The organism is Persicimonas caeni (assembly GCF_006517175.1).
Lineage (GTDB): Bacteria > Myxococcota_A > Bradymonadia > Bradymonadales > Bradymonadaceae > Persicimonas > Persicimonas caeni.
Window position 1 is genome coordinate 3,310,349 of the sequence record NZ_CP041186.1, and the last position, 24,807, is coordinate 3,335,155.

Here is a 24,807-nt window from a genome sequence, read left to right on the forward strand (position 1 = left end):
CTCAAATTGTAGTTTGTCTGCCCAAATAGCCGAATTGGCTGCCACGCTGAATTGAGCGACCCTCAAATTGTAGTTTATCTGCTCAAATAGACGCTCAACTCGGCTTGGTCGGTGGTTGGGGCGCCCCTCAAATTGTAGTTTGTCTGCTCAAATAGACGCCGATACACTCGACACAATCGCAAACAACCCCCTTCAGAGGTCGTACCTTGCCCACAAACACGCGCGCAGCCATCATTCTCGCCATCGTGACCCTCGCCGTCGGCTGCTCCGACGACTCGTCCGGCGAACAGCCCTCGCCGGACGCCGCCGACGCCGCCGCCGACACGGCGTCTGACACCACGCTCGATGCGTCCGCAGACGCCTCCGACACGGTGTCTGACACCACTTCCGACACGGTATCAGACACCATGTCGGACGCCTCGACGGCCACCTGCGCGCTCCCCGCTCCCTTCGATCACGACCCGGCCTACCCGATCGAGGTGTGGGTCTCGCCCGTTGGCGACAACACCAACGCCGGCACTCGAGAGGCGCCCTTTGCCACCCTCGAGCACGCCGCGTCGACCGCCGTGCAGGGCACGCGCATTCACCTGATGGCGGGCACGTACTCGGGCGGCATCTACCTGGACAACCTGCAGGGCACGGCCGAAGCGCCCGTCGCCATCGTCGGCGAGGAGGGCGCGGTCATCGACGGCGGCAACACGGGGCTCCAAGTGAGCGACCCGAGCTATCTGACGATCGAGAACCTGACCATCCGCAACGTCGCCCAAAACGGGCTCAACATCGACGACGGCGGCAGCTTCGACACCCCGGCCCACCATGTCGTCGTGCGCAATGTCACCGTCGAGGGCGTCGGCGACGGCGGCAACCAGGACTGCATCAAGCTGTCCGGGGTCGACGACTTTTGGGTGCTCGACAACGACGTGTCGCAGTGCAGCGGCCAGGGCATCGACATGGTCGGCTGCCACGACGGCGTCATCCACGGCAACCACATCCACGACAAGCCCAGCTCGGGCATCCAGGCCAAGGGCGGCACGGCCGACATTCTCATCCACGGCAACCGCTTCGCCGACGTGACCGGCCGCGGCATCAACGCCGGCGGCAGCACCGGCCTCGCCTACTTCCGGCCGCAGGACGCCCCCTACGAGGGCGTGCGCATCCGCGTGGTCGCCAACGTCTTCGAGCGCGTCGGCGCCGCATCGGGCGCCCCGATGGCGTATGTGGGCTGCGACGCGTGCGTCTTCGCCCACAACACCGTCATCGAACCCAAGACCTGGGTCGCTCGCATCCTCCAGGAGTCGACCGACGAGCGCTTCGTGCCGTCGCGCGACGGGCTCTTCGTCAACAACATCGTCGTCTTCAACACGGCCGATTTGCGAAACGGCGTCTTCGTCAACGTCGGCGGCAACACCGCCCCGGAGACGTTCACCTTCGCCAATAACCTGTGGTTCGCCCTCGACGACCCCAACTTCAGCGGCCCGAGCTTGAGCGGAGGCATCCCGGCCCCCCAGGACAGCATCGTGCAGCAAGAGCCCGGCTTCGCCGACCGCGCGGGCGGAGACTACCGTATTGGGACAGACAGCCCGGCCGTCGGCGCAGCGCGCACGCTGTCGGGCGAGGCTTTTCCGGATTACGACGGTCGCTGCTTTGACGATCCGGCGGCAGTGGGGGCGTTCGCGGCACAATAGAGCTTTTGTGCCGCCGGGACATTTCCAGTCATACGTGAGGGTCGTTCTTTCGGGCGTGGGCGGTTGCCGGGAGCTATTTACGGCTACAAACTACAATTTGAGGGTCGTGGAATTGGCCGTCACGCAGAACCGAGCGACCCTTCAAATAGTGACGTATTAGTAAATCGACCGCTCGCCTCAACACGGGAGCCACCCATGAGTTACTCGTCGCACTACAGCTTGTCCCTCTTGCTGCTCGCAGCCATCGCACTGCTCGCCTGCGACGAAGTTCGCTCCGAGCCCACCCTTGGAGGCAGCGCTTCCAGCGCTGGTACCAAAGCCTCCGAACAGACTTCGCCGGCCAGCACCGACCTCGGAGGCAGCAATTCCCGCGCTGATAACAAACCGGCCCCCAAAGCGCCCCTACGCCCCGCCGAGGCCGACAAGGGCGTCTTCTCCGAGCTCGACCCGAAGGTACAGCTCGCCTTCCCAACCTGGCTGGCCAAGCGCGACGTCACCGTCGTCGATCCGCCCGGCGACGGCTCGCTGTTCGCCTACATCGACGGCACCCCCGTCGCCCTCGCCCACGCCCAGATGGGCGGAGCCAAGGCGATCGCCGGCTGGGCCAAAAACGACGTCGACCAAGACGGCATCCCCAACGCGCTCGACATCCTCATCGGCGCCAAGAAGACCGCGCTCAACGGAGCCAAATACCAGGGCGGCTACAAGGGCCTCGACTACCCCGGCGGCGACGTCCCGCGCACCGAAGGCGTCTGCACCGACATGGTCATCCGCGCGGTGCGTAATGCCGGCATCGACCTGCAAAAAGAGCTGCACGAGGACATCGAGGCGAGCCCAAAGTCCTACCCGATGGTCGAGAAGCCCGACCCGAATATCGACCAGCGCCGGGTCAAGACGATCTTGCCCTACTTCGAGCGTCATTGGCAGAAGCTGGGTACGGATCCCAAGGCCGACGCACTCGCCAAAGACGGCGCGATGTGGGCGCCTGGCGACGTCGTCTTCATGAACACCATGCGCGACGAGCGCCCGGATCACGTCGGCATCATCAGCGACACGCTCGGCAAGTCGGGCCTGCCGCTGGTCATCAACAATTGGTCCGACGGGTATCACACCCAGGCGATGGATTTGCTGAAGTTTGTGCCGGTGACCCACCGGTTTCGAGTGCCGTCGCAGAAACTAGAGGCGCTCGGTGGGCTCGACGAGGCGCTGAAAGACTACAAGATCTCGCTGCCCCAAAAGCACAAGCAGGTCATCCTGGTCCAAACGGGTTCGGCGTCGAGCTCACGCGGCACGCTGCGTCGATTTCGGCGTACGGAAGATGGCTGGCAGCAAGTCGGCGAGCTGGTAGACGTGCGCCTGGGCGCGGCGGGACTGGGCGAGGGACGCGGGTTGTACGACTTCGATGCCGGCGATCTCGAAGCCAAAAAGGAGGGCGACAAGCGCTCCCCGGCCGGCGTCTTCGGGCTGGGCACAGCCTTCGGCACGGTCGAAAAGCCTTACGAGGGCGACTGGCCCTGGCGCAGCGTCGACGCCCGCGACCGCTGGGTCGACGACCCGACTTCGCCCCACTACAACACCTGGCAGCGGGTGGGCGCGGACGGAAAGGAGGGAGACTGGAAGTCGGCCGAAAAACTCGCCATGTACCGACTGGGGCTGGTCGTCGAGCACAACACCAAGGACGTCAAAAAGGGCGCAGGCAGCGCCATCTTCCTGCACACTTTTGCCGTCGGCGAGGGCGCCACGCTCGGCTGCACGTCCACCAAGCAAGCCGCGCTGGTCGAGCTTCTGGGTTGGCTCGACCTGAAGGATGAGCCGATGTTGGTGCAGGTAGCTTTGTAGAGGGGACCTTGCAGAATAGTCACCTCAACCCCTCCGCCCTCCGGGCACCTCCCCTAACGGCAAAAAGCGCCGTTGGGGAGGAAATGGTTGCTCCAACGAACACATGTGGTGGTGGGGCCGACCATTCGCCCCCCAAAGCGACGCGTGGGGGGCAGGCGCGAACGCGCCGGGGGGTTGAGGTGGCGCATCTGCAAGGCCAACTCTACAAGACGAGGGCAAGATGCCCCCGCTCCGAGAAGACGAGGGCAAGATGCCCCCGCACCGAGAAGACGACGGCAAGATGCCCCCGCACCGAGAAGACGAGGGCAAGATGCCCCCGCACCGAAGCTACGCCACGTTCACACCCAACAGCCGACTCTCCAGCTCACGCACCTTGTCGCGCAGGTCCGCCGCATCCTCGAAGCGCAAGTCGGCCGCCGCCGCCTTCATCTCCTCGCGCAACTCCTCGATCTTCGCCTCCATGCGCTCGGTGGAGTTGAGCGCCTCGACGTTGTCGAAGTCGAATTTGGTCGCCTCGTCGGCGGTCTTGGTGCCGGCGGCGACCTCGTCGGGCGCGCCGGGCACGTGCTGCTCGATGTCGGCGATCTTCTTTTTGATCGTCTGCGGCGTGATGCCGTGCTCTTCGTTGTGAGCCATCTGGATCTCGCGGCGGCGGTTGGTCTCGTCGACCGCCGCCTCGATGCTGTCGGTGACCTTGTCGGCGTACAAGATGACCTGGCCCTTGGAGTTACGCGCGGCGCGCCCGATCGTCTGGATGAGGCTGCGCGTGCTGCGCAAGAAGCCCTCCTTGTCGGCGTCCAAGATGGCCACCAGGCTCACCTCGGGGATGTCGAGGCCCTCGCGCAACAGGTTGATGCCCACGAGCACGTCGAACTCGCCTCGGCGCAGGTCGCGGATGATATTCATGCGCTCGATGGTGTCGATGTCGCTGTGCAGGTAGCGCACTTTGACGCCCAATTCGCGCAAGTACTCGGTCAAGTCTTCCGACATGCGCTTGGTCAGCGTGGTGATGAGCACCCGCTCGTTGGCGTCGATGCGCTTGCGAACCTCGCCGTACACGTCGTCGACCTGCTCGAGGGCGGGGCGCATCTCGACCTGCGGGTCGATCAGACCGGTCGGGCGAATGATCTGCTCGGTGACCACGCCCTGGCATTTCTCCAGCTCGTAGTCGCCCGGGGTCGCCGACACGTAGATGATCTGGTTGATCTTGTCCTCCCACTCCTCGAACTTGAGCGGGCGGTTGTCCATGGCGCTGGGCAGCCGGAAGCCGTGCTCGATGAGCGTGGTTTTGCGGGCGCGGTCGCCGCGGTACATGCCGCCGATCTGGGGCACGGTCACGTGCGACTCGTCGACGACCATCAAAAAGTCTTGGGGGAAGTAGTCGATCAGGCACGGCGGCGCCTGGCCGGGGCGCCGGCCCGACATATGCCGCGAGTAGTTCTCGATGCCGTTGCAAAAGCCCATCGTAATCAGCATCTCGATGTCGAATTGGGTGCGCTGCTCGAGGCGCTGCGCCTCCAACAACTTGCCCTGGCTGATGAGCTTCTCGAGGTGCTCTTTGAGCTCGTCTTTGATCGAGTCGATCGCGCTCTTTTTGCGATCGGGCGGGATCACATAGTGGCTGTTCGGGTAGATGGCGATCTTGTCGAGCTTCTCCAAGCGTTTGCCGCGAAACGGGTCGATCCGGTAGATCGCCTCGATCTCGTCGCCGAAAAACTCGATGCGAATCGCCTCATCCTCCTCGTAGGCCGGGAAGACCTCGACGACGTCGCCGCGCACGCGGAACTTCCCGCGAAAGAAGTCGTAGTCGTTGCGGTCGTATTGGATGTCGATGAGCTTGGCGAGCACGTCCTTGCGGCGCGCCTCCTGGCCCTGTTCCAGGAACAGGAGCATGCCGTGGTACGCCTCCGACGAGCCCAGGCCGTAGATGCACGACACCGAGGCGACGATGATCACGTCGTTGCGGTCGAAGAGGCTGCGCGTGGCCGAGTGGCGCATCCGGTCGATGGCATCGTTGATCGACGAGTCCTTCTCGATGAAGGTGTCCGTCGACGGGATATACGCCTCGGGCTGGTAGTAGTCGTAATACGAGACGAAATACTCGACGGCGTTGTGCGGAAACAGCTCCTTGAACTCGTTGTAGAGCTGCGCCGCCAGCGTCTTGTTGGGCGCCATCACGAGCGTGGGCCGGTTGACCTGCTCGATCACGTTGGCGATCGCGAAGGTCTTGCCCGTGCCGGTCGCCCCCAGCAACGTCTGATGCTTCAAGCCCTCATTGAGGCCACCGGCCAACTCGGCGATGGCATTGGGCTGGTCGCCCTTGGGCTCGTACTCCGATACCAATTTGAAACGATCGCTCATAAATCTCGCCACGTATGTTTGGAGGCAGGCCTTCTAGGCCTGATCCATGTTTGGAGACAGGCCTTCTAGGCCTGGTCCCGCGCCCGAAGCGCTCCCTCCGAAACGACTGAACAGGCGTTTAGTCTCGCGCCCACCATAACGGAAATCCCGCGCCACGAAAACCGGCGAGCGAGACGAGTCATTCCACGTCAGGAGAGGCGCAGATCGCAGTCGAGACGCAGCGTCTGGGCGTCGAAGTTGAGCAGGCGCCCCCGCTCGTCCCAAAGCGTCAACCACTGCCCGTCGAAGCGAACGCCCGGAAAGACATACGGGTAAGATGCGCCGTCGAGCTGAACAGTGAGCTGCGGCTCCTCGCGCTCGGTGCTCAGCAGCATCAGCCGGACATCGTCGTCGCCGTGCAACAGCAACGCCACGCGTTCTCCGTGCACCTCCGCCCGCGCCGCATCGAAACCGGTCCCGAGCTCCCAGCTCACACGCTGGCGGTGCACATCGCCGAACTCGACGTGGAGCGGACAATGCGACTCCTCGGGCAGATGCTCTCCGCGAACCTCATGATAAGCCCTGCACACTTGGCCCCGCGCAAACACCGCCTGACGAACGGTCATCGTCTGACCGTCAGCGTCGACATACCGGTTGAGGCCGTGCTCGTCTTCCGGCACCCCGACCTCCGCGCGCTCGCGCAGCATGAGCGACGGCAACTCGTAATTCCACACCTCGCAATTCTGGAGGACGAAGCTCAGGTGCTCCTCGCTTCGCTGCATCGAGCTCACCCAGCCGCCGACCTCGGCCACCCGCCACAGGGCGCTAAAGTCGTCGGCCATCGCGTCGACGCCGATGAACGTATCGACGCGGGCGACAAACCAGATCGAGCCGTCGTAGGAGTCCGCCCAACGGGAGATATCTGCGTAGCACCAATGCGAAGCCCACAGCTCGACCAGGTCGACACGGGTGAGCCGAACTCGGCGCCCGTCTAGACGCTTGATTGCGATGGCGCGATCGCCGCTGTCTGAAATGACGAGCGCGTCCGACGGCTGGTCGAACCGGGCGATCGTTCGCCCGTCGAGCGACACCACCCGCATGCCTGCATCACCCAAAGCCACCAGAAGCCGCCCGTCGGGCAACCTCGCCGCGTCGTGGATATGCACCGCGCCGCAATCTTCGGCCGCGATCTGCACCGACACCGGCTCTCGGCGCGTGACCGGCCGGAAATCGACCCGGCGCACGTCCTCGTAGAGCATAAACTCGTCGATCGAGCCCGCCATCGCCTCGATCTCCTCGGGCCCGAAGCTCCCCGGCGCGCGCAGCTCTTCGGCGACCATCATCCGCGCAGCCTTTCGCCGCAGCACGTCGAGCACGGCGTTGTGGTCGTGGGTCGTGCGCAGCGCGTCGACCAGCGCGCGCCGCTCGTGGGCGCGGGCATTGGAGGTGTCGTCGAGAAGTGCGAAGACCTCCTTGCGGAAGGAGTCGAACTCGCCGGGCAACAGGGACGCCTTCCACACATACATGCGCGCGGCGAGCGCACCGCCAACGTCGATGCCACGATCGAGCCACTCGCAGGCGATATGCCGCGCCTCCTCGACCGGCCAGATCACCGAGACGGCCCCGCCAAAGTCACCCGCGCTGGCCAGGTGGTCGGCCCAAAAGAGCCGCAACTGCTTCGCCTTGTCGGGGTCGCTTTGCTCCAAGTGCGACACAGCACCTGCGAACGCGCCCGTTCGCCGGGCAACCAACAGCGCGCGCTCGACATCACCGGCCAAAAACCACAGCCTGACGACCATGCCGCCCGACAGCTCGCGCCCCTCGGCGATCTTTGCCGCCAGCTCGAAGCGCTCGTGGGTCTCCAAAAAGCTGACCGCCTCGTAGGGCATATCGAGCAGCTCGAGCAGCACGAACGCCGCCTTTTCGATCTCGCCGCGCCGCTCGAGCTCCTCGAACGCCTGGCTGTAGATCTCCTGCAGGTCTTCGAAGAACGTGACGGCGGTGAACAACGCCGAGCTAACCCGGTTCTTTTGCAGCCCGAGCTCGAGGTTCTCGCGCGGCGAGGGCGACCATAGCGTGGGCCCGAGGTCTTTGACGTCGAGGTCGGCGTCGAGCGGAATCGCATGCTTGAGCGCCTCGTCGAGGTCGCCTCGCCGGAACATCTCGACCATCTCTTGCATGTATTTGGCCTGCTTTCGCCCCACGAGCCGCGAGAGCTGCGTCATGTTGAGCAGACGCGCGGCGAGCTGGCGAAACCAGCGCTCGAGGCCGCCCGAGCGGTGTTTTTCTTTCGTTGGCGTTGGCCGCCGAACGCCGGCGGGCTCCAAGTAGCCTTCGCCGCCGGTGAACATGAGCATCCAAGGGAAGAACAAGAATTTGAGCGTAGTGCGCACGGCGAGCCCGGTGGCCCGCAAGACCGCCCCTGCGCCCTCGCCCAACTTCGCCAATGAAGTTTCACGTCCCGTCGACTCGCCCTTGGCGGCTCGACGCAACGCGCGCTGAACCTCCTCGGCGCGCGCGTCGACCGGGGGGACGAAATCGGCAAAAATCCCCCTCGCCGCACGCTCGACCGCCTCCGGCAACGCCTCCACCGGCGGCTCCTCGGGCACGAAGCCGCTGGGCTCGACGAGCTCGAAGCCGTCGAGCTCGATCCACTCGGCCGGCTCGACGCTCATCTCATCGCCGAACATAGCCGAGCGAGCGCGCCCCGCCTCGATCCACACGAGCGCGCCTTCAGCTACGTCGAGCGCCTCGATCTCCGAGTCGGTAAGAGGCGCGGTGAGCCAAAGCCCATCGCGGCAGATCAGCGGCTCGCCGATCGCAGCCTCGCCCCGAAGCCGCACACTCTCCTCGAGCAGCAACACGTAGCGCCCCTCGACCCGAAAGAGCCGCGCCCCAGTCTGCCACGCGTCGAGGATGCGCCGACGGCAGGTCGCCTCGCCGATCAATGCCGGATCGAGCACGAATCCGCGCGCTCGAATCACGCCACGATGGGCGACCGCTCTGGGACGAAGCTCGCTCACACGACCTCCTCGAGCGCCACCCGAAGCAACTCGGCGTCGTGATCGGTCGAGTAGACGACGACCTCACCGTCTTCGTTCGTCCAGGCAATATGCGGGCGCGCAGGACTCACGGCACAAGTCACGATCGGCATGCCCGAGCGGCGCAACTCATTGTTGAACGAGCGACCCACTCGCGACAGCCTGCGACGGCCGTGCTCGAGGATGAGCAGCGTCGGCTCGATCTCCTGCCTGTCGTTGCGCTCATCGATCCAACCCTCGCGACCGAACGCGCCGACGACCTCGGCGCCGGTGGGCGCGTGCAGCGTCAGCGCGCGCTCACCGTGAACCAGCACCCACGTCCGTTCGCGCTTCGAGACGGCGATCACCGGCACGTCCGGGCCACGAGGGCTGCCCATGCGCACCTGCGGCATGTGGCCGGGGGCGACGTTGACGGCATGGCTCCCCTCGCAGGTCGGCTCGACATCTCTGTCGAAATCGTAATCGAGCCGCCACCACTCCACGTTCACTTGCCACGCCATCTGCGACGGCCCCGGCGGACGCCCGCGCACCACGCCGAGGTACTCACCCGACAAGTTGTAGTCGAGGATCACCTCGCCGGCGTCGGCATACTCGGCGAATTGGCGCGCGATCTGGTCGCGGCGCAGCGACGCGTCGGCCCGCGCCACACGCAGCCTGCCGCCGGGGGTACAGAAGATCATCCGCGCGTCCTGCTCCGACGAGCGCGCGCTCCAGCACGGCAGCAGGCGGTCGTGCAGGGCGCCGCGGCCAGCCGCGAAGTCTCCCGGCGTGCAGCCGAGCTCGATGTCCGGCGAGTGAATCCCGCCCCGGATTCCGCGCACTATCAACTTGTGGCCGCTGCGCGTCACCCCCTGCAGACTCTTGTGCCAGCCGACGGCGACCAAGTCTTCTCTTGGCGGCGCCTCGAAAAACTTGGGCTTGCCGGGCCGAGCATTGGGCGAATTGGGCACATGCAGCGCCGCGATGCGCCCGTCCGCGAGGGGCACGAAGAGGCGGTCGCCGCGCGGCGAGAACAGCAAGCTCGCCCCGGCCTCGCCAGACGACGGCGTTCGGCGGGGTTCGAGCGGCTCGTCCGACAACGGATCGCGCACGATTTTTAGGCAAACGAGCGGCTCGGGGAGTTCGATCTGCGCGTGCGCCCGGTGTCCATCGGCGCGCTCGACCGTCACCTGCAGGCCCCGCTCCCCGGGCTCCAGGGAGTCGGCGATGCCGACCCACGCGCTCGCAAAGCCGCACGTCGACTCGCTCAGGCCCGACGACCCGACGATCCAGCGGTCTTCGAGCTCGTCGACCTCGCCCAGCTCGGCCTCCCAAGCCGACAGGTCGGCGTCGTCTGCAGAACGGCCCAGTCGACACGTCTTCCAGTGACCGAGCGTCTCGGCAGACAGCCCCGTGTGCAGTTTGCAGTCTCGATCTTGCAGCAGGCCCCAGGCGAAGACGACGCCGGCATCGCGCGCCCGCCGCGCCAGCAGCACGAGCGCGGCGAGTTGACCCACGCGCGGGGCGCCGAGCTGGCCCGGGCCGGTATCCAAGAGCACCACCGAGCGGCGTGCGGCCTTGGGGATACGCCGCGCGCGACGCAAAAACGACTGCTCGCCGGTTGCGGCGCGGCGCAGAAACTCGTCGGGATACTCCTCGGCCAGCGCCCATTCGCTGATCAACAGCCGCTCGTAGGCGCCTCGCCGACTCAAGCCGTCGAAGCCGTCGGGATCCCCCTGCCGATCTTCGAGTGCTTCGGCCAAAGGGCCGACCAACGCAGCCAACCGAGGCAACATCGAGCCGAGTCCGGCGGCGACGTCGTCAGGGAACAGCTCGAGTTCGTCGGCCCAGGGGCGAAGCGCTCGCGGTAACTGGGTCACAGCGCACCTCGCTCGGCCCACGTTTGGAGCTTCTCGACGTCGATCGGGGCCAACTTACGCAGCGAAATGATGCGCGAGGGGCGGGCGCAGATGGCGAACCGCCCCTCGCCGTGGTGAGCCACGACCGCGCGCTCCAGCAGGTCGAGGGGCACGTCGGGCTCGAGCGCGGTCGGGACCAACAGCCTCGGCGCCGCCGGCTCGCGGCCCAGGTAATGAAGTCCATCGACCCACGGCAGCCACTCGGTCTGGGCGACGACAATCAAAAGCCCGTCGCAGGCAGCCGCCTCGAGCGCGTCGAAGCGCGGCCGATCTTGTCGGCTCAGGCCCACGAGCCGCTCGGCGAGGGCGGCCGCCACGTCGGCAAAGCCCACCACTGCCCTCGGCTCGAGCGGCTCAAGCCTCGGTCTCCATGTCGGGCGAAACTGCGTCATTCGCTGGGTCGGTTGTGGGGGATTCGAGCCTGCGCACGAGGCCGGCACGGGCCTCACGCAGCGGCTCGGGAAGCTGGTCGGGGGCGATGCTCGCGTCGATCTCGCGCGCCAGCGCCTCGGCCTCGAGCCGCCATGACTCGTCGGAGGTCGCAGGTTCGCGCTCGAGCAGCTCGTGGCAGGCAGCCGTCAGTCTCGCAGCGCGTGCTGCCGGGCCGGCCGCGGCGTCCTCGGCGGCGGCGCGCAACGCCTCGTTTTGGCTGCGCTCGAGGATGTCGCGCAACAGCTCGCGCGCCCGGTCTTGCTGCTCGGCCGAGGGCACCGCAAACACCAACGGCCACAGATCGCGCGCGTCGGGCGTCTGGCGCCCATCGAGCACGGCCGCGGCCGCGATCAGGCGCTGGGCGCGCACCACACGCCGATCGCTCAGCTCGATATCCGCCGCGCGTAGCAGGCGTACGGCCTCGGCGAGCTGCGGGCGCACCTGGCTCAGATCTGCGCGGCGCGCGGCTCCAGCCAGTCGGTCAATGTCGGCCAGCGAGCTCACCGCGTCGGGTGAACCCCCTTCGAGCTTCCACCCCGCCGTCAGCAGCTCTTCGAGGCGACTCGACCCCACAGGCTCGACGAAAATCTGCACCAGAAACCGGTCGGCGAAGGCTGCCAGCGACTCGTCACTCGGCAGCGCGTTCGACGCGGCGATGCACACACGCAGGGGACACGCGATCCGGGTGTGACCGCGGCGAAACGTGCGCTCGTTGAGGAGCCCGAGCAGGGTGTTCAGGATGGCCGTCGAGCCCTGGAACACCTCGTCCAAAAACGCCAGGTCGGCCTCGGGGAGCATGCCGCTCGTCTCGGTCTCGACCACGCCGTCGCGAAGCCGGCGCAGGTCGACCGGGCCGAAGATCTCGCTCGGCTCGGTAAACCGCCCCAGCAAGTACTCGAAATACGACCCCCCCAGCGCCTGGGCCATACGCCGCGCCGCCTCACTCTTGGCGGTGCCGGGGGGACCGATGATCAGCACGTGCTCGCCGGCCACCGCAGCCAGCGCGATCATCTCGACGACGTGCTCACGTTCGACCAGGCCACGGCTGGCCACCTCGCGCGCTCGTTGGATCGACGCGGCCGCTTGGGAAATCTCTGCCATCATGCTCCTCATCTCGAATCGGACACGCCCATTGTGCGCAAAGCCGCCGGTGATTGCTACCCAGACTCGTCACGGAAAGAATTAAACGACCGAAAACGTTGATTCGGCAGTGAGACCTGCGTCCGACTGTGTTAAAGTTTCCAATACTTGAAGTAAGAGAAACGGGAGGACGGCCCTTTACTGCTGCACTCAGCGTGCCATGAGACCATTAGCCATCGGACCCGAGCGTCTCAAGCCGGCGCTCGCCAAAGCCCAGGAAGTCGTCACCAGCTACTTTGCTCGGCCCCAGTTCGACCCCGAACACGGCCGTATCGAGGTGGCCGGGGAGCGCTATGTGCTCATGCGCGCCGCCTCCCTGTCGGTCGAGTTTTTCGACGTGATGCGCAACCTGTACCGCGACGAGGGCGAGACGAAGGCCTTCGCCATCGCCCACGGCGTCCTGTTCGACGTGGCCCACGCCCAGGGACGCGCCGATGCGCGCGCCTTCTGCGATCGATTCGACCTGGACGACCCCATCGAGCGCTTCGTCGCCGGCCCCGTCCACTTCGCCCAGAGCGGCTGGGCGTCGGTCGAGCTCATCGAAGAGCATGTCGAGCCCGACGACCCGACCAACTACCTGATCTTCGATCATCACCACTCCTTCGAGGCCGACGCCTGGCTCGAGGCGCGCGGCGGGACCACCGTGCCGGTATGCACGATGAACTCGGGCTACTCGTCGGGTTGGGTCTCCGAGAGCGTGGGAACGAACTTGCTGACCACCGAAATCTTGTGTCGGGCGCGCGGCGACGAATGCTGCCGGTTCGTCATGGCCGCCCCCGACGTCATCGAAGAGCGCATCGAGCGCTATCTGGAAGACGAACCCAAGATCGCCGAGCGCTCGAGCACCTACCGGGTGCCCGGCTTCTTTGTGCGCAAGCGCATCGAGGAGGAGCTTCGCGAGCGCGAGGCGCAGTACCGCGGCGTCTTCGAGGCAGCCACCGACGCCCTGCTCATCGTAGCGCCCAGCGGCAAGATCATCGGGGTCAACGAGGCCGCCGAGCAGCTCTTTCGCAAGCGACGCGACGAAATCGACGGCACCGACGTCGCCGACTTGCTCCCCTTGAGATCCGATTACGAGACCATCACGAAGGTGGTGTCGGCCGGCGATTCTTTCCAGAGCGAACTCGAGATCGAGATCAACGGCGAGCAATGCCACGTCGAGGTGCGCGGCTCATCTTACAAGTTCAAGCACAACCACCACGTGCTCCTGAGCGTGCGCGACATCACGCACCAAAAACAGATGCAGGAGCAGCTCTACCGCGCCGATCGCCTCGCCAGCCTGGGCACCATGGCCGCCGGGGTGGCCCACGAGATCAACAACCCGCTCTCGTTTATCATCAGCAACCTGGAGGTCATCCTCTGGGACCTGGACAACGACGAAGAACCCGACCTCGAGGACGTGCGCGACGCGGTCCGGCGCGCCAAAAAGGGCGCCGAGCGTGTCGAGCGCACGGTTCGCGACCTGACCAACTTCTCGCACGGTGGCCTCGACGACAGCGTCGAGCCGGTCAACGTCAAACGCATGCTCGATCTCGCCGCCCAGATGGTCGAAAAGACGATCAAGCACAAGGGCGGCGAGCTCATCAAAGACTACGCCAACACCCCGCCGGTGCTGGCCAACGAGGCCCGGCTCAACCAGGTCTTCGTCAACCTGCTCCTCAACGCCGCCCAGGCGCTGCCCGAGCGCGCCGAGCCCGACACCAACCGCGTCGAGATCTCCACGCGCGTCGACGACCAAAAGCGCGTCGTCGTCAGCGTACACGACACCGGCTCGGGCATCCCCGACAAGATCCGCGACCGCATCTTCGACCCCTTCTTTACGACCAAGCCCGTCGACCAGGGCACCGGCATCGGCCTGGCGATCTGCCACGAGATCGTCCAGGCCATCGGCGGAGAGATCTCGCTGGAGAGTGAGGTCGGCGAGGGCACCACCTTCGAGGTCGCGCTGCCGACTCAGGCACAATTCGCGGCGTCAGTTCGCGATATGTGAGAGAGTGAGTGAAAAAGTGAAGGAGTAAAGAAGGAGCAAAGGAGTGAAAAAGTAAAAAAGTGAAGGAGTAAAGAAGGAGCAAAGGAGTGAAAAAGTAAAAAAGTGAAGGAGTAAAGAAGGAGCAAAGGAGTGAAAAAGTAAAAAAGTGAAGGAGTAAAGAAGGAGCAAAGGAGTGAAAAAGTAAAAAAGCAAAAGAGCTCGGGTCGACTGACCGGAGCTCTTTTACTTCTTCACTCTTTTACTCTTTTACTCTTTTACTCTTTCTCTTCTTTGCTCTTTTACTTCTTTGCTCTTTTGCTCTCCCGCTTTTTTGCTCTTTCTCTTCTTTGCTCTTTTGCTCTTTCTCTTCTTTGCTTTTTCGCTCTCCCGCTACCTGTTCGGCGTACTCGCCGCACCCCAGAACCCGATCCCCGAGAACGTGTGCACCAAGGTGCCTGCGCCGGTGTGCTGGTCGATCTCGATGAGCTCGCCGTCGTTGGTCAGCCCGTACAGGGTGCCCCAGGCGGCGGTCAGCGCGAAGACGCTGTCGTAGCCGATCTCGCCGACGGCGGTGCCCTGGCCGCTCTGGCGCGAGACCTGCACGAGCTTGTCGGACTGGCCTTCTTCTTTGGAGGTCAGAAAGAGCGTGTCGCGCTTGTTCACCACGCAGTCGCCGCTCGAGTAGAAGCTTCCGGTCGTCCCCAGGAGCGTCGCCCGCCCGGTGCGCAGGTCGGCCGAGTACACCTTGTCCTGGGAGGTGATGAAGGCGGTGCCCGTCGAGTCGATCGCCAGCCCGTTCGGGTCGCCCACGTCCATGCCGAAGTCGCCCTGGAAGACCCAGCCATCAGCCCACTGGTCGAAGCGGTAGACGCCGTCTCGGGTGATGCCGAACAGCGTGCCGTCCGGGTGGGTGTCCATGTCCTGCAGGTAGAGATCGTCGTTTTGGAACTGAACGGCGCCCAGCGAGGTGGCCGTCTTGGCGAACGGGTCGATCTCGTAGAGCTCGGGGCCGGCGTGCGCGTAGAAGGTGCACGTGATGTTGTCGTTGACCACGCCCGAGCAGTTGTTGTCGACCGTGTCGCAAAACTCGTTGTAGTACGGCGAGCGCGCCGGGTCGTTGTCGTCACAGTCGTAGCCGCCGCACGATTCGGCGAGGGCTCCGTCGCGGTCTTTGTCGCACTCGTCGAGGTCGACGTCGGCCTCCACATCCCCACTCACGTCTTCTTCGGTGACGTCCGGCTCGACGTCCGCGCCTGTGTCGTCGGTCTCGTCGGTGTCCGGCGTCTCCGTGATGTCGCCGGCGTCGGCCGCGTCGCTCGAGTCGGCGTCCGACTCGCTCAGGGTGCCGCGAGGCACGCACTCATCGTTGACGTGGTCGTAGAGTTCGTCGCTATCGCAGGAGATCTGGTCATTCGCATCGTCCGAGCAGCCTGCGAGGCTGCAGACGACGAGCGCCGCGATCAAAACAGTCCAATGTCGAGACATGCGCCGGTCCATCAAAGAGAATCACTGTGTCACGACGGGCACATACGTGCGTCCGTCGGTCCCCATTGATAGTGACCGAACGAGGCGAGTGCAAACGTGAATTCGAGGTTTCTTGCCGGAGGAGGTGACGCTGCGGAAACAATCGCCGCGAGATCACCCCACCACTAGCTGAGAATCAGGTAGAGGCCCACGCCGGCGAGTGACAGGAGCAGCGTAAAGGCGACCAGCGGCGCGCGTCGGGCCCACCCGCCGCGGCCGAGCGGCTCGACGGCGACGGCCCACTGGTGGGCGAGCCAACGGCGCCAATGCTGGGCGCGACCCACAGCAGTCGCCTGGCTGTCGTCGAACTGGCGGTCGTCAAACTCAGAGGGCGCTTGGGCGCGGTGGCGCGGAAACGACATGCGCGGAAACGTTTCGGCCTCGCCGACCTCGCGTAGCGGGTGAGTCACACGCATACCCGGCGCTCGGCTCCCCTCGTCCGACGCATCGCGCCCGCGCAGGCGCCGGCCGGGCGGCCCGGGCGACGGGTCGGCTTTGGGTTGTCGGTGGGGCATCGGGATCGGCGGCGGTGTCAGCGGGAACACCGACGACGCCTCCTCGCGCTGCGAAAAGCTGCCTGCAGAAGATTGCGAGAAGGCCTCGGGCTCTGCGTCATCGGCGTCCGAGTCGTCGCCGCCGTCGCCGCCGTCGCGGTCGGAGCGACGGCCGCGGCGCTGCTTTTTGAGCAAGCGCGCCAGCAGATCGGGCGACATCGGCTCGTCTTCGGGCTCGAGGTCGCTCGGGTCGAGTCGAAAGTACGACGCGGTCGTGTCGGAGGCCTGCTCGAGGGCGTCGTAGAACGCGTCGGCGTCGGGAAAGCGGTTGTCCGGATGCTTGCTGACCGCCTTCAAGAGCACCTTGCCCAGCGACGTCCACGCCAGCTTGGCCGGCAGACGCACGCTGGTATGGATCTGGCGGTAGAGCACCTGGGCCAACGAGTCGCCCCGGAAGACCTGCTCGCCGGTGAGCATCTCGATGAGGATCAACCCCACCGCGTACACGTCGGTGGGCTTGCCCGAGACCTGCTTGACCAGCGTCTCGGGGGCCAGGTAGGCGGCGGTGCCGCAGATCTCGGCCTCGCGGTCGTCGTCCTCCTCGTCGTCCTGCGGCAGCGAGTCGAGGCTCGAGGCGAGCCCGTAGTCCAAGATCTTGACCTGCTGGCCGCCGTGGCGCCGCGGCAACAAGAAGACGTTGCGCGGCTTGAGGTTGCGGTGCACGAAGTTTTGGTCGTGCGCCTCCCCCAGTCCGTCCAGCATCTGCATGCCGATGTCGATGACCCAGCCCACCGGATACGGCGCGCCGCGCTCGATGATCGTCTGCAGCGTGGCGCCGTACAGAAGCTCGCTGACCAGATACAGCGAGCCGGCGGCCTGGCCGAAATCGTACAGCCGGCAGTTGTTGGGATGGTGAAGGGCCTGGGCCTGGTGAACGCGCTGGATGAGCCGGCGCCGGATCGTCGGATGGTTCGAGATCTCGGGACGCAACAGCTTGACGGCGAATTCTCCGCCCATGGTGATGTGCTGGGCCCGCATCACGGTGCCCAGCGCTCCGTGACCGATGACTGATTCCAGGCGATACCGTCCTCCAATCAGATCACCGACCCCGGGCATGTTCTCGACATGCTCGCTCGGGTCGTGCGGCATCATGTAGTCAACCGTGTGTAGATGTCCGCCAGGTGGTAAGCCCCCGAATTGCGGACAAGATGTGGTGAAAAGCTCCCCTATAGCACCGCCCCACGCGGTGCCTTGCTTCTCCTTTCAAGTTAAACACGGTTTGGGGATGAGATAGGGTGGCCTTGCAGAGCTGGAACGCCCTCTATTTGGGCAGTTAAGGATTTGGGGGCTGCGAGTTGCTTCGTGATTCTGACTCGTAACCCTCGAATCTGAACCACTCGGCGATACGCAGCCCCTAAATCCTTATTTGCTCAAATAGAAGGCGTTGCGCGATCCTAGGCCTCACTTAGACCCTAGGCCTCTCTTACTTGAACCGCCAGCTCGTCCCTTCGGCCCGATCCATGATCTCGACGTCCATCGCCGCCAATTCGTCGCGGATGGCGTCGGCGCGGTCCCAATCCTTGTTGGCGCGCGCCTCTTTGCGCTCGGCGATCTTCTGGTCGATGTCGGCCGGGTCGATGTCGAGCGCGGCGGCCTTGAGGTCGCGGATCTCGAGCAGCGCGTCCATCGGCTCGCGGCCGAGCACGCCGAGCACGCCGCCGGCGTGGCGCATCAGCTTGCCGACGTTGTAGAGCGTCCAGGCCACGTCCGCGCCCGGCTTCTTGTTCGACTGGGTCAGCTCGTTGCCCACCTTGGCGACCTCGCCGAGCACGGCGATGGCCCGCGGGGTGTTGAAGTCGTCGGCCAGCGCCCCTTCGAAGCGGGCGTGGAAGCCGTCGAGCACCTCGTCGGTCCCCTCGACCCAGTTGGCCTCCGCCGGCGGGTTGTCCATCGAGAACTCCGCGCGCGCCAGGGCATCGTCGATGCGCTTGAGCGTGGTGTAGTAGTACTCGACGCGGTCGGTCGCCTCCTCGAGGTTCTCCAGCGAGTAGGTGATCGGCTTGCGGTAGTGGGTGGTGTGGAAGAAGTAGCGCACCGCCTCCGGGTGGAACCCCTGGAGCACGTCGCGCGTGGTCCAGAAGTTGCCCAGCGATTTGGACATCTTGCGCTCGATCTTCTCGCCGTCGTCGGTCGTCTCCGAGACGTTGACCATGCCCACGTGCATCCAGCTCTTGGCGAACTCTTGGCCGGTGGCCCCTTCGGACTGGGCGATCTCGTTTTCGTGGTGCGGGAACACCAGGTCGCGCCCGCCGCCGTGGATGTCGAAGGTCGCCCCCAGGTAGGTCGTGCTCATCGCCGAGCACTCGATATGCCAGCCCGGACGGCCCTGGCCCCAGGGCGACTCCCAGCTCGGCTCGCCCTCTTTGGACTTCTTCCACAGCGTGAAGTCGAAGGGATGCTCCTTTTTGTCGGCGGCCTGCGCCTCGACGCGCCCCGAGCGACCCGACTCCATGTCCTCGAGCTTGCGGTGCGACAGCTTGCCGTACCCGTCGAATTTCTCGACCCGGTAGTACACGTCGCCGTCGGACTCGTAGGCGTAGCCGTTGTCGACCAGCTTCTCGACCATGTCGATGATGGCGTCGATGTGGGTCGAAACCTTCGGCTCCTCGTCGGCGTGGGCCACGCCCAGCGCGCCCATGTCGCGGTCGAGCTCTTCGATGAAGTTCTGGGCCAGCTCCAGCGGGTCTTTGCCCACCTCGTTGGCCCGCTCGATGATCTTGTCGTCCACGTCGGTGTGGTTGCGCACGTAGGTCACGTCGTAGCCCACGTGGCGCAAAAAGCGCTGGACGACGTCGAACACCACGAACACCCGCGCGTGGCCGATGTGGGTCAGGTCGTAGACCGTCACACCACACACATACATCCCCACTTTGCCCGGCTCGATGGGCTCGAGCACTTTCTTGTCACCCGAGAGGGTGTCGAAAATTTTGATCTCGCGAAGCTCTGTGGCGGTGTCCGCTGCCATGTTGTGCGCCTATTCGTTGCGTTTGGGTTATCGTCGAAAACGTATCTAACACCACTGTCCCCACGGCGCAAATCGTGTCGAACCGCTGGAATTGTGCCAAGAGATACTATGTTTGTTAGATAGAGCCCGGTGACGGTGGAGCGCCAATCCCCCCACATCGTAGTCCAGCTGGCGTTCGCATGGACTCACATACGTCACTGGGCTTTTTTACGTTCTTGCAATGACGTCGCCCTCGCCACCCCCGAGGGTGCGCTAATCAAAGCGCCGAGGGGCGCTTTGATGAGGCTTACCCCCGGTCACCAGCGAGTCTTCGCGCAAGCGACCGCAAGGGCAATTCGCTCTTCCAGTCAGGCGACCTGAGTTGCGACGAGCGCAGTCGAGCAATCAATCTCGTCACCAACAATCAATCTCGTCACCGGGGGTAAGCACAGTCGTGCGCGCCTCGCGCGCTCGACGAAGCGCACCCACGGAAGGGTCGCAGCTCGACACACCCCCAACCTTGATTTATACCACCACCATCAGGCAACCCACGCCCACCCAAGCAGTAAGCCCCAACCATGCAAGACCAAGAACGAACGACGAACCTCGCCTTCTACAAGTTCACGCCCATCGCCGACCCGGCCGCGCTGCGCGACGAGCTCCAGGAGCTGTGTGAGTCACTGGGCATCAAGGGCACGATCCTGCTCGCCCACGAGGGCATCAACGCCATGCTCGCCGGCTCGCCCGAGGCGTGTGAGCGGCTCGAGGGGGCGATCACGGCCGTCGACGACATCGGCGAGCTGTGGTTCAAGCGGTCTGAATCGCGCGAGGTGCCGTTCGGCAAGCTGGTGGTCAAGGTCAAGCCCGAGATCGTGACCATGCGCGTCGACGGGGTCGATGCGTGCGCGGCCACCGGCAAGCAGCTGCCGCCGGAGACGTTTCGCGACTGGCTGCGCGGCGGCGAAGAGATGATCGTCATCGACACTCGCAACGACTACGAGTACGACCTCGGCACCTTCCGCGGTGCCATCAACCCGAACACCGCCGCCTTCCATGAGTTCCCCGAGTACGTCGAGCAACGAAGGGACGAGCTGCAGGACACGAAGGTCGTGATGTTCTGCACCGGCGGCATCCGCTGCGAGAAGGCCACGAGCTGGATGCTCGACGAGGGCCTGGGCGACGTCTACCAACTCGAGGGCGGCGTCCTGAACTACTTCGAGCGCATCGAAGACGCCGACAAGGACTGGCAGGGCGAGCTCTTCGTCTTCGACGGCCGCGTCGCCGTCGACACGCGCCTCGCGGAGACCGATACGGTCTTGTGCGACGAGTGCGGCGCGCCGGTCCGAGGCGGAGTCGAGCCGGTGTGCGGGTGCGCGGGGCGAGCGAAGGACGAATAACTTCGGCAAATCTCGCCGACTGACCGCCGGCGCTCGTCGACGCCCGACTTTGCTGGACCTCGAGGCTCATCTGAGACCCCCTCGATGGGTGTCGGACGGACCTCGAGGCTCGTCTGAGCCCCCCTCGATGGGTGTCGGACGGACCTCGAGGCTCGTCTGAGCCCCCCCTCGATGGGTGTCTGACGGAGCCCGAGGCTCACCGACCCCCCATCGAAGGGCACTCGAACGCGAGCGCAGCCCACCCAAATACCCCTCGGAGGGTCTTTTTCGGACGAGTTGGTTCACCAAACACCCCTCGACCGGCAATTTTTCGACATTTTGGCCCGAGAAAATGCCTCGGCACGGCAGTTTTTGGACGAGGAGGCTCGAAAAAATGCCGTCGAAGGGGTCTCAGCTGAGCCACGAGGCCCAAGAAAATGCCATCGATCGGCAGTCAGACGGCGCGCGCAAGCGTTTGACACCCGTTGACCCCGTCTCGGCTGAGCCACGAGGTCCAAGAGAATGCCATCGACCGGCAGTCAGACGGCGCGCGCAAGCGTTTGACATCCGTTGACCCCGTCTCGGCTGAGCCACGAGGTCCATCCGTCGACCATCGACTCCTATTTTTACGCGCGTCAACTCACGGTCGCGGGGCCGGTCACGGTCACGTTCACGGTCGCGGGGCCGGGTGCCGGAGCCGGATGCCGGAGCCGGATGCCGGAGCCGGATGCCGGATGCCGGAGCCGGATGCCGGACACCGTGACCGTGACCGTAGCCGTCGCCGTCGCCGTCTCACCGTGGCGAAAGCGCACAACCTGCTCGGGCCGCGCGGCGTCCTCGCCCGCCCTGGGGCGTCACCGCCCCAGCTTGCGTGTCTTCTGCAGGGCACCACGCCCTGCTCGTACACGTGCGGGGCCCGAGACGGACCCCGGCGGTCGGGGACGACCGCGCCCCGAGTGGTCTCAATATCCATTTTTAATCGCGTCATGACGGTACAATGGTGCGTCTACCGACGAAATTCGCCGGCATGGGCGCTGCGTGTTTGCTTGTGATTGTGATCGGCTAACGGGCAAAGCCCGCCCCGTTTTGAAGCCACCTCGGATAGGTCATGCGCTCAGCACATGCCCACCCCGACGCCACTGCCTACGACCATATCGACGCCGCTGCGGCACTCCTCATGGCACAGGCCCATCTTCACGCCACATCGCCTACATCGACGTTCGTACGAACCCGCACCGGGCAAATCCGACCGTTTCGCCACGAGGACGAAACTGCCGGCTCGGCCTCCGCCGAGCGCGTCGAAGAGGTACAGGCCGACATCTCCTCGAAGATACGCTCGCTACGAAAGCTCTGTTTTGCGGATCGGGAAACCGTTCCGCCGCAGACCAGGTTCTGTTCGACAACTCCGGACCGAGCCGAGGCGAGGGGATTCGGTGCAGATTCGGATGCCGTCTGACGCAGGCGATGCAGCGCATCGTCGAGGACAGACGGCGCCGAAGATGCACGAATCAACCGCCTTCGGCGACGGGAGTGAGTTGTCGAACAGAACCTTCTGAGCCCACCGGCTCAGCCACCTGGCGGTGGGTTAACGCTAACTACGACCCACCCGCCCATTTGAAGGAGAGATTCGTGCGCACGATACGTCCACCCCTCATTACGGTTTTCGGCAAATTTCGAAATTTGTTGCGTACTTTTTTGGCTGAAGCTGAAAAATCGGCCCGTGGAGGGTGCTGGAGGCCGATCAAAGTCGCTCGTCTCTGCTCCCCGTCGCCAAGTTAGAACGGCCCCTGACCATGTCCCCCACTCAATCCAAGTACGTCAGCTCGTAGATCATGCTCGACGGCCCGCTGACCTTGTAGAAGTACTGGGCCTGCGTGGTCGGGGTGAACTCGAGCTCGAGGCGGTCGCCGTTGACCGTGGCGGAGTCGATGAGGCCGTTGGCGTCCCAGACCGAGAACTCGACGTCGCTCACGCGCGCGCCCTGCTGGACGACGACCTCGGCGAGCACGACCTGGTCGGCGAAGCCGGTGCGCTCGTACCAGTCGGGCTGGCCGGCGCACATCTTCAGGTCGCTGTAGGTGCCCGGCGTAATCAGCGCCGGGCTCGACTGCGAGTGGTTCGACGTGCCGAAGGTGTCGTCGTCGCCGCAGGTCTTCGAGATCGTCAGGTCGTAGGTGTTGGGGGTGTCCGAGGACATCACCAGCAGGTGGTAGATCCCCGACTCTTGGGCGACGTGGCTCAGCTCCTCGTCGTCGTTGGTCGACCAGGCGTCGGCCACGCCGAAGCTGTCCATCGACACGTTGTCCGACTGCGACGGGGCGTACAGCGTCATGTCGAGGTCGCCGTCGGCGTGGATGAACTCGAGCAGGGCGTCGACCGTGTCGCCGGCGAGCACGTCGAAGGCGTAGATGTCGACGTCGTCTTCGGTGCAGATCGCGGCGCCCTCGAACAGGGCGATCTCGTCGAAGACCAGCGTGGCGTCGGCGGCGGTGTCGTTCGGCTCGTTGGCCTCGTCGCCGCAGGTGCCTCCGCCGCCCTGCTGGCGCCAGGCGGTGATCTGGTAGGGCGCGTCGGCGCCGGTGACCTCGACGAACCAGGTCTTCTGGCCCGACTCGGGTGCCTCCAAGGGGATGTAGGCGACGCCGTAGCACTCCGAGAACTCCACGAGATCGCGCTGCTTTTCGGCGTCGTCGTACAGCTTGACGTCGACGTCCTGGCCCAGCGAGTAGGTCACGTACAGGTCGACGATTTCGCCGGCCTCGACGGTAAATTGGTGGAAGTCGGCCGTGCCCGAGCACACCGTCTGCTCGGCCCACACGTCGTCCGGGATGGGCGTGGCGCTCCCAAAGCTCGCGCCGGCGGCGTCGTCCAGGCAAGCCGTCTCGTCGGGCGAGTAGGCGTTGAACGTAAAGTACGAGCCGCCCGGCGCGCAGATAAACGCGTCTTCGGCGTCCTCGGCGGCGTCTTCGTCCATCGCGCAAATCGAATAGTAGACCGTCTGCGACTCACCGGCGGGCAGGAGCAGGTTCGGGATGGCGCCGCGAAGCTCGGTGCCGTCGATCTTCATCTCGGTCGAGCCCCACTCGACTTCCTGGTTCATCACGTCGTCGGTCGACCAGAACAGGTAGGCCAGGTCGTATTTGGCGGCCGCCGTCGACGAGAACGTCGCCTCGACCTCGTAGTCCTCGATGGTGCGCTGGGCCCCCAGCGGGTCGTGCGCGATGGGCTGCTCGCCCTCGCAACTGCCCACCGGGTCGGGGTCGGTCGTGCCGCCGCCACCGCCTCCGTTTTGCAAGATGATCGACACCTTCAGGGTGACCGGCTCGGTCTGTCGGTCGTCGGCCACGAAGGTCACCGAGTGCACGCGCTTGTCGCGCTGCTGGACCGACGGCGACCAGGTGAAGGTGCCGATTTTGGGGCCGGTCTGCTCGAAGCTCGCCCCGGCCGGCGCCTTGTCGGCGGGCATCTGCAGGTCGACGTCACGCGAATCGTCGTCGCGCACCTCGACCTCGAACTCGAGCGGCTTGTTGCTGTTCGGGTCGTACAGCTTGCTCGAGGCGGTCAGGAATCGCGGCGTGCCGTTGCCCGCGTGGATCGTCAGGTTGACCACCCGCTCGGTGCTCGCCCCCTGCGAGTCGGTGGCCACGAAGATCAGCCGCAGCGGCTCGTCCTCGGTCACGTCGCTGGTGATGGGGTCCCAGCTAAAGAGCGCCGAGCTTGCAAAAGTCTGGAACTCGGCGCGCGACGGCCGGTTGATGACGTCGAACGAGACGTTTCCGCCCTCGGGATCTTTGGCGGTCACCTGAATCTGCACGACATCTTCGCCGACCACGTAGGTCTCCTCCGATCCCACGCTCAGCGTGAGGCTGGGGGCTTCGTTCGGCGGGGCATCTGCGCCACAGCTTGCCGAGAAGGTGGCGAGGAGGGCAACAAACAGGGCGAGCAGCAGGGAGAGACGTCGGGTACGCATTTTTCGTCGTTCCGTGGGGCAGATAAGCTTCAATGATTCCCACGGTACTATTTGGGAGGACAAACTACAATTTGCGGGTCGAGGTGTCGTGGCGT

13 protein-coding genes are annotated in these 24,807 nt (G+C 65.0%); 4 read left to right on the forward strand and 9 right to left on the reverse strand.

The annotated features are described in order from the left end of the window. Window positions 1-206 precede the first annotated feature (206 nt). A complete protein-coding gene (locus FIV42_RS12275) occupies window positions 207-1,685 on the forward strand; it encodes a right-handed parallel beta-helix repeat-containing protein (RefSeq protein ID WP_141197972.1) in 1,479 nt (492 codons plus the stop codon). 195 nt (window positions 1,686-1,880) lie between these two features. After that, window positions 1,881-3,524, forward strand: a complete 1,644-nt coding sequence (locus FIV42_RS12280; protein ID WP_141197973.1) for a DUF1287 domain-containing protein — start codon at window positions 1,881-1,883, stop codon at window positions 3,522-3,524. Between the two features lie 327 nt (window positions 3,525-3,851). Here FIV42_RS12280 and uvrB read toward each other — a convergent pair whose 3' ends face one another. From uvrB to FIV42_RS12305, 5 genes are all read right to left on the reverse strand, one after another. Beyond that, complete coding sequence (uvrB, locus tag FIV42_RS12285; RefSeq protein WP_141197974.1) at window positions 3,852-5,885, reverse strand: excinuclease ABC subunit UvrB; 2,034 nt, start codon at window positions 5,883-5,885, stop codon at window positions 3,852-3,854. A 188-nt stretch (window positions 5,886-6,073) separates the two neighbouring features. Further along, complete coding sequence (locus tag FIV42_RS12290) at window positions 6,074-8,887, reverse strand: bpX6 domain-containing protein (protein WP_141197975.1); 2,814 nt, start codon at window positions 8,885-8,887, stop codon at window positions 6,074-6,076. After that, the gene (locus FIV42_RS12295) at window positions 8,884-10,764 is read right to left on the reverse strand and encodes a hypothetical protein (RefSeq protein ID WP_141197976.1); all 1,881 of its coding nucleotides are present in this window, start codon (window positions 10,762-10,764) and stop codon (window positions 8,884-8,886) included. Before FIV42_RS12295 ends, FIV42_RS12290 begins: the two co-directional genes overlap by 4 nt. Continuing rightward, window positions 10,761-11,135 (reverse strand): bpX5 domain-containing protein, encoded by a 375-nt coding sequence (locus FIV42_RS12300; protein WP_141197977.1) that lies wholly within the window; start codon window positions 11,133-11,135, stop codon window positions 10,761-10,763. The genes FIV42_RS12295 and FIV42_RS12300 overlap by 4 nt, the downstream gene beginning before the upstream one ends. 22 nt (window positions 11,136-11,157) lie before the next feature. Beyond that, window positions 11,158-12,336: an AAA family ATPase gene (locus FIV42_RS12305; protein ID WP_222615441.1), complete on the reverse strand. Its 1,179-nt coding sequence runs from the start codon at window positions 12,334-12,336 to the stop codon at window positions 11,158-11,160. Between the two features lie 199 nt (window positions 12,337-12,535). On the opposite strand from FIV42_RS12305, the gene FIV42_RS12310 reads away from it, so the two are divergent. Continuing rightward, window positions 12,536-14,365, forward strand: coding sequence for an ATP-binding protein (locus FIV42_RS12310; RefSeq protein ID WP_141197979.1), 1,830 nt, complete (start codon window positions 12,536-12,538; stop codon window positions 14,363-14,365). 369 nt (window positions 14,366-14,734) lie between these two features. On the opposite strand, the gene FIV42_RS12315 is transcribed toward FIV42_RS12310, so the two are convergent. From FIV42_RS12315 to cysS, 3 genes are all read right to left on the reverse strand, one after another. Then, window positions 14,735-15,829 (reverse strand): putative metal-binding motif-containing protein, encoded by a 1,095-nt coding sequence (locus tag FIV42_RS12315; protein WP_141197980.1) that lies wholly within the window; start codon window positions 15,827-15,829, stop codon window positions 14,735-14,737. Between the two features lie 164 nt (window positions 15,830-15,993). Beyond that, a complete protein-coding gene (locus FIV42_RS12320) occupies window positions 15,994-17,514 on the reverse strand; it encodes a serine/threonine-protein kinase (RefSeq protein WP_141197981.1) in 1,521 nt (506 codons plus the stop codon). A gap of 331 nt (window positions 17,515-17,845) precedes the next feature. Continuing rightward, the gene (gene cysS / locus FIV42_RS12325) at window positions 17,846-19,387 is read right to left on the reverse strand and encodes a cysteine--tRNA ligase (RefSeq protein ID WP_141197982.1); all 1,542 of its coding nucleotides are present in this window, start codon (window positions 19,385-19,387) and stop codon (window positions 17,846-17,848) included. 557 nt (window positions 19,388-19,944) lie between these two features. Here cysS and trhO point away from each other — a divergent pair. After that, window positions 19,945-20,763 carry an oxygen-dependent tRNA uridine(34) hydroxylase TrhO gene (gene trhO, locus FIV42_RS12330; protein ID WP_141197983.1) on the forward strand — a complete coding sequence of 273 codons (819 nt, stop codon included), beginning with the start codon at window positions 19,945-19,947 and terminating at the stop codon, window positions 20,761-20,763. Between the two features lie 1,783 nt (window positions 20,764-22,546). Here the strand turns inward: trhO and FIV42_RS12335 are convergent. Then, window positions 22,547-24,712 carry a PPC domain-containing protein gene (locus FIV42_RS12335; protein WP_141197984.1) on the reverse strand — a complete coding sequence of 722 codons (2,166 nt, stop codon included), beginning with the start codon at window positions 24,710-24,712 and terminating at the stop codon, window positions 22,547-22,549. Window positions 24,713-24,807: the final 95 nt, after the last annotated feature.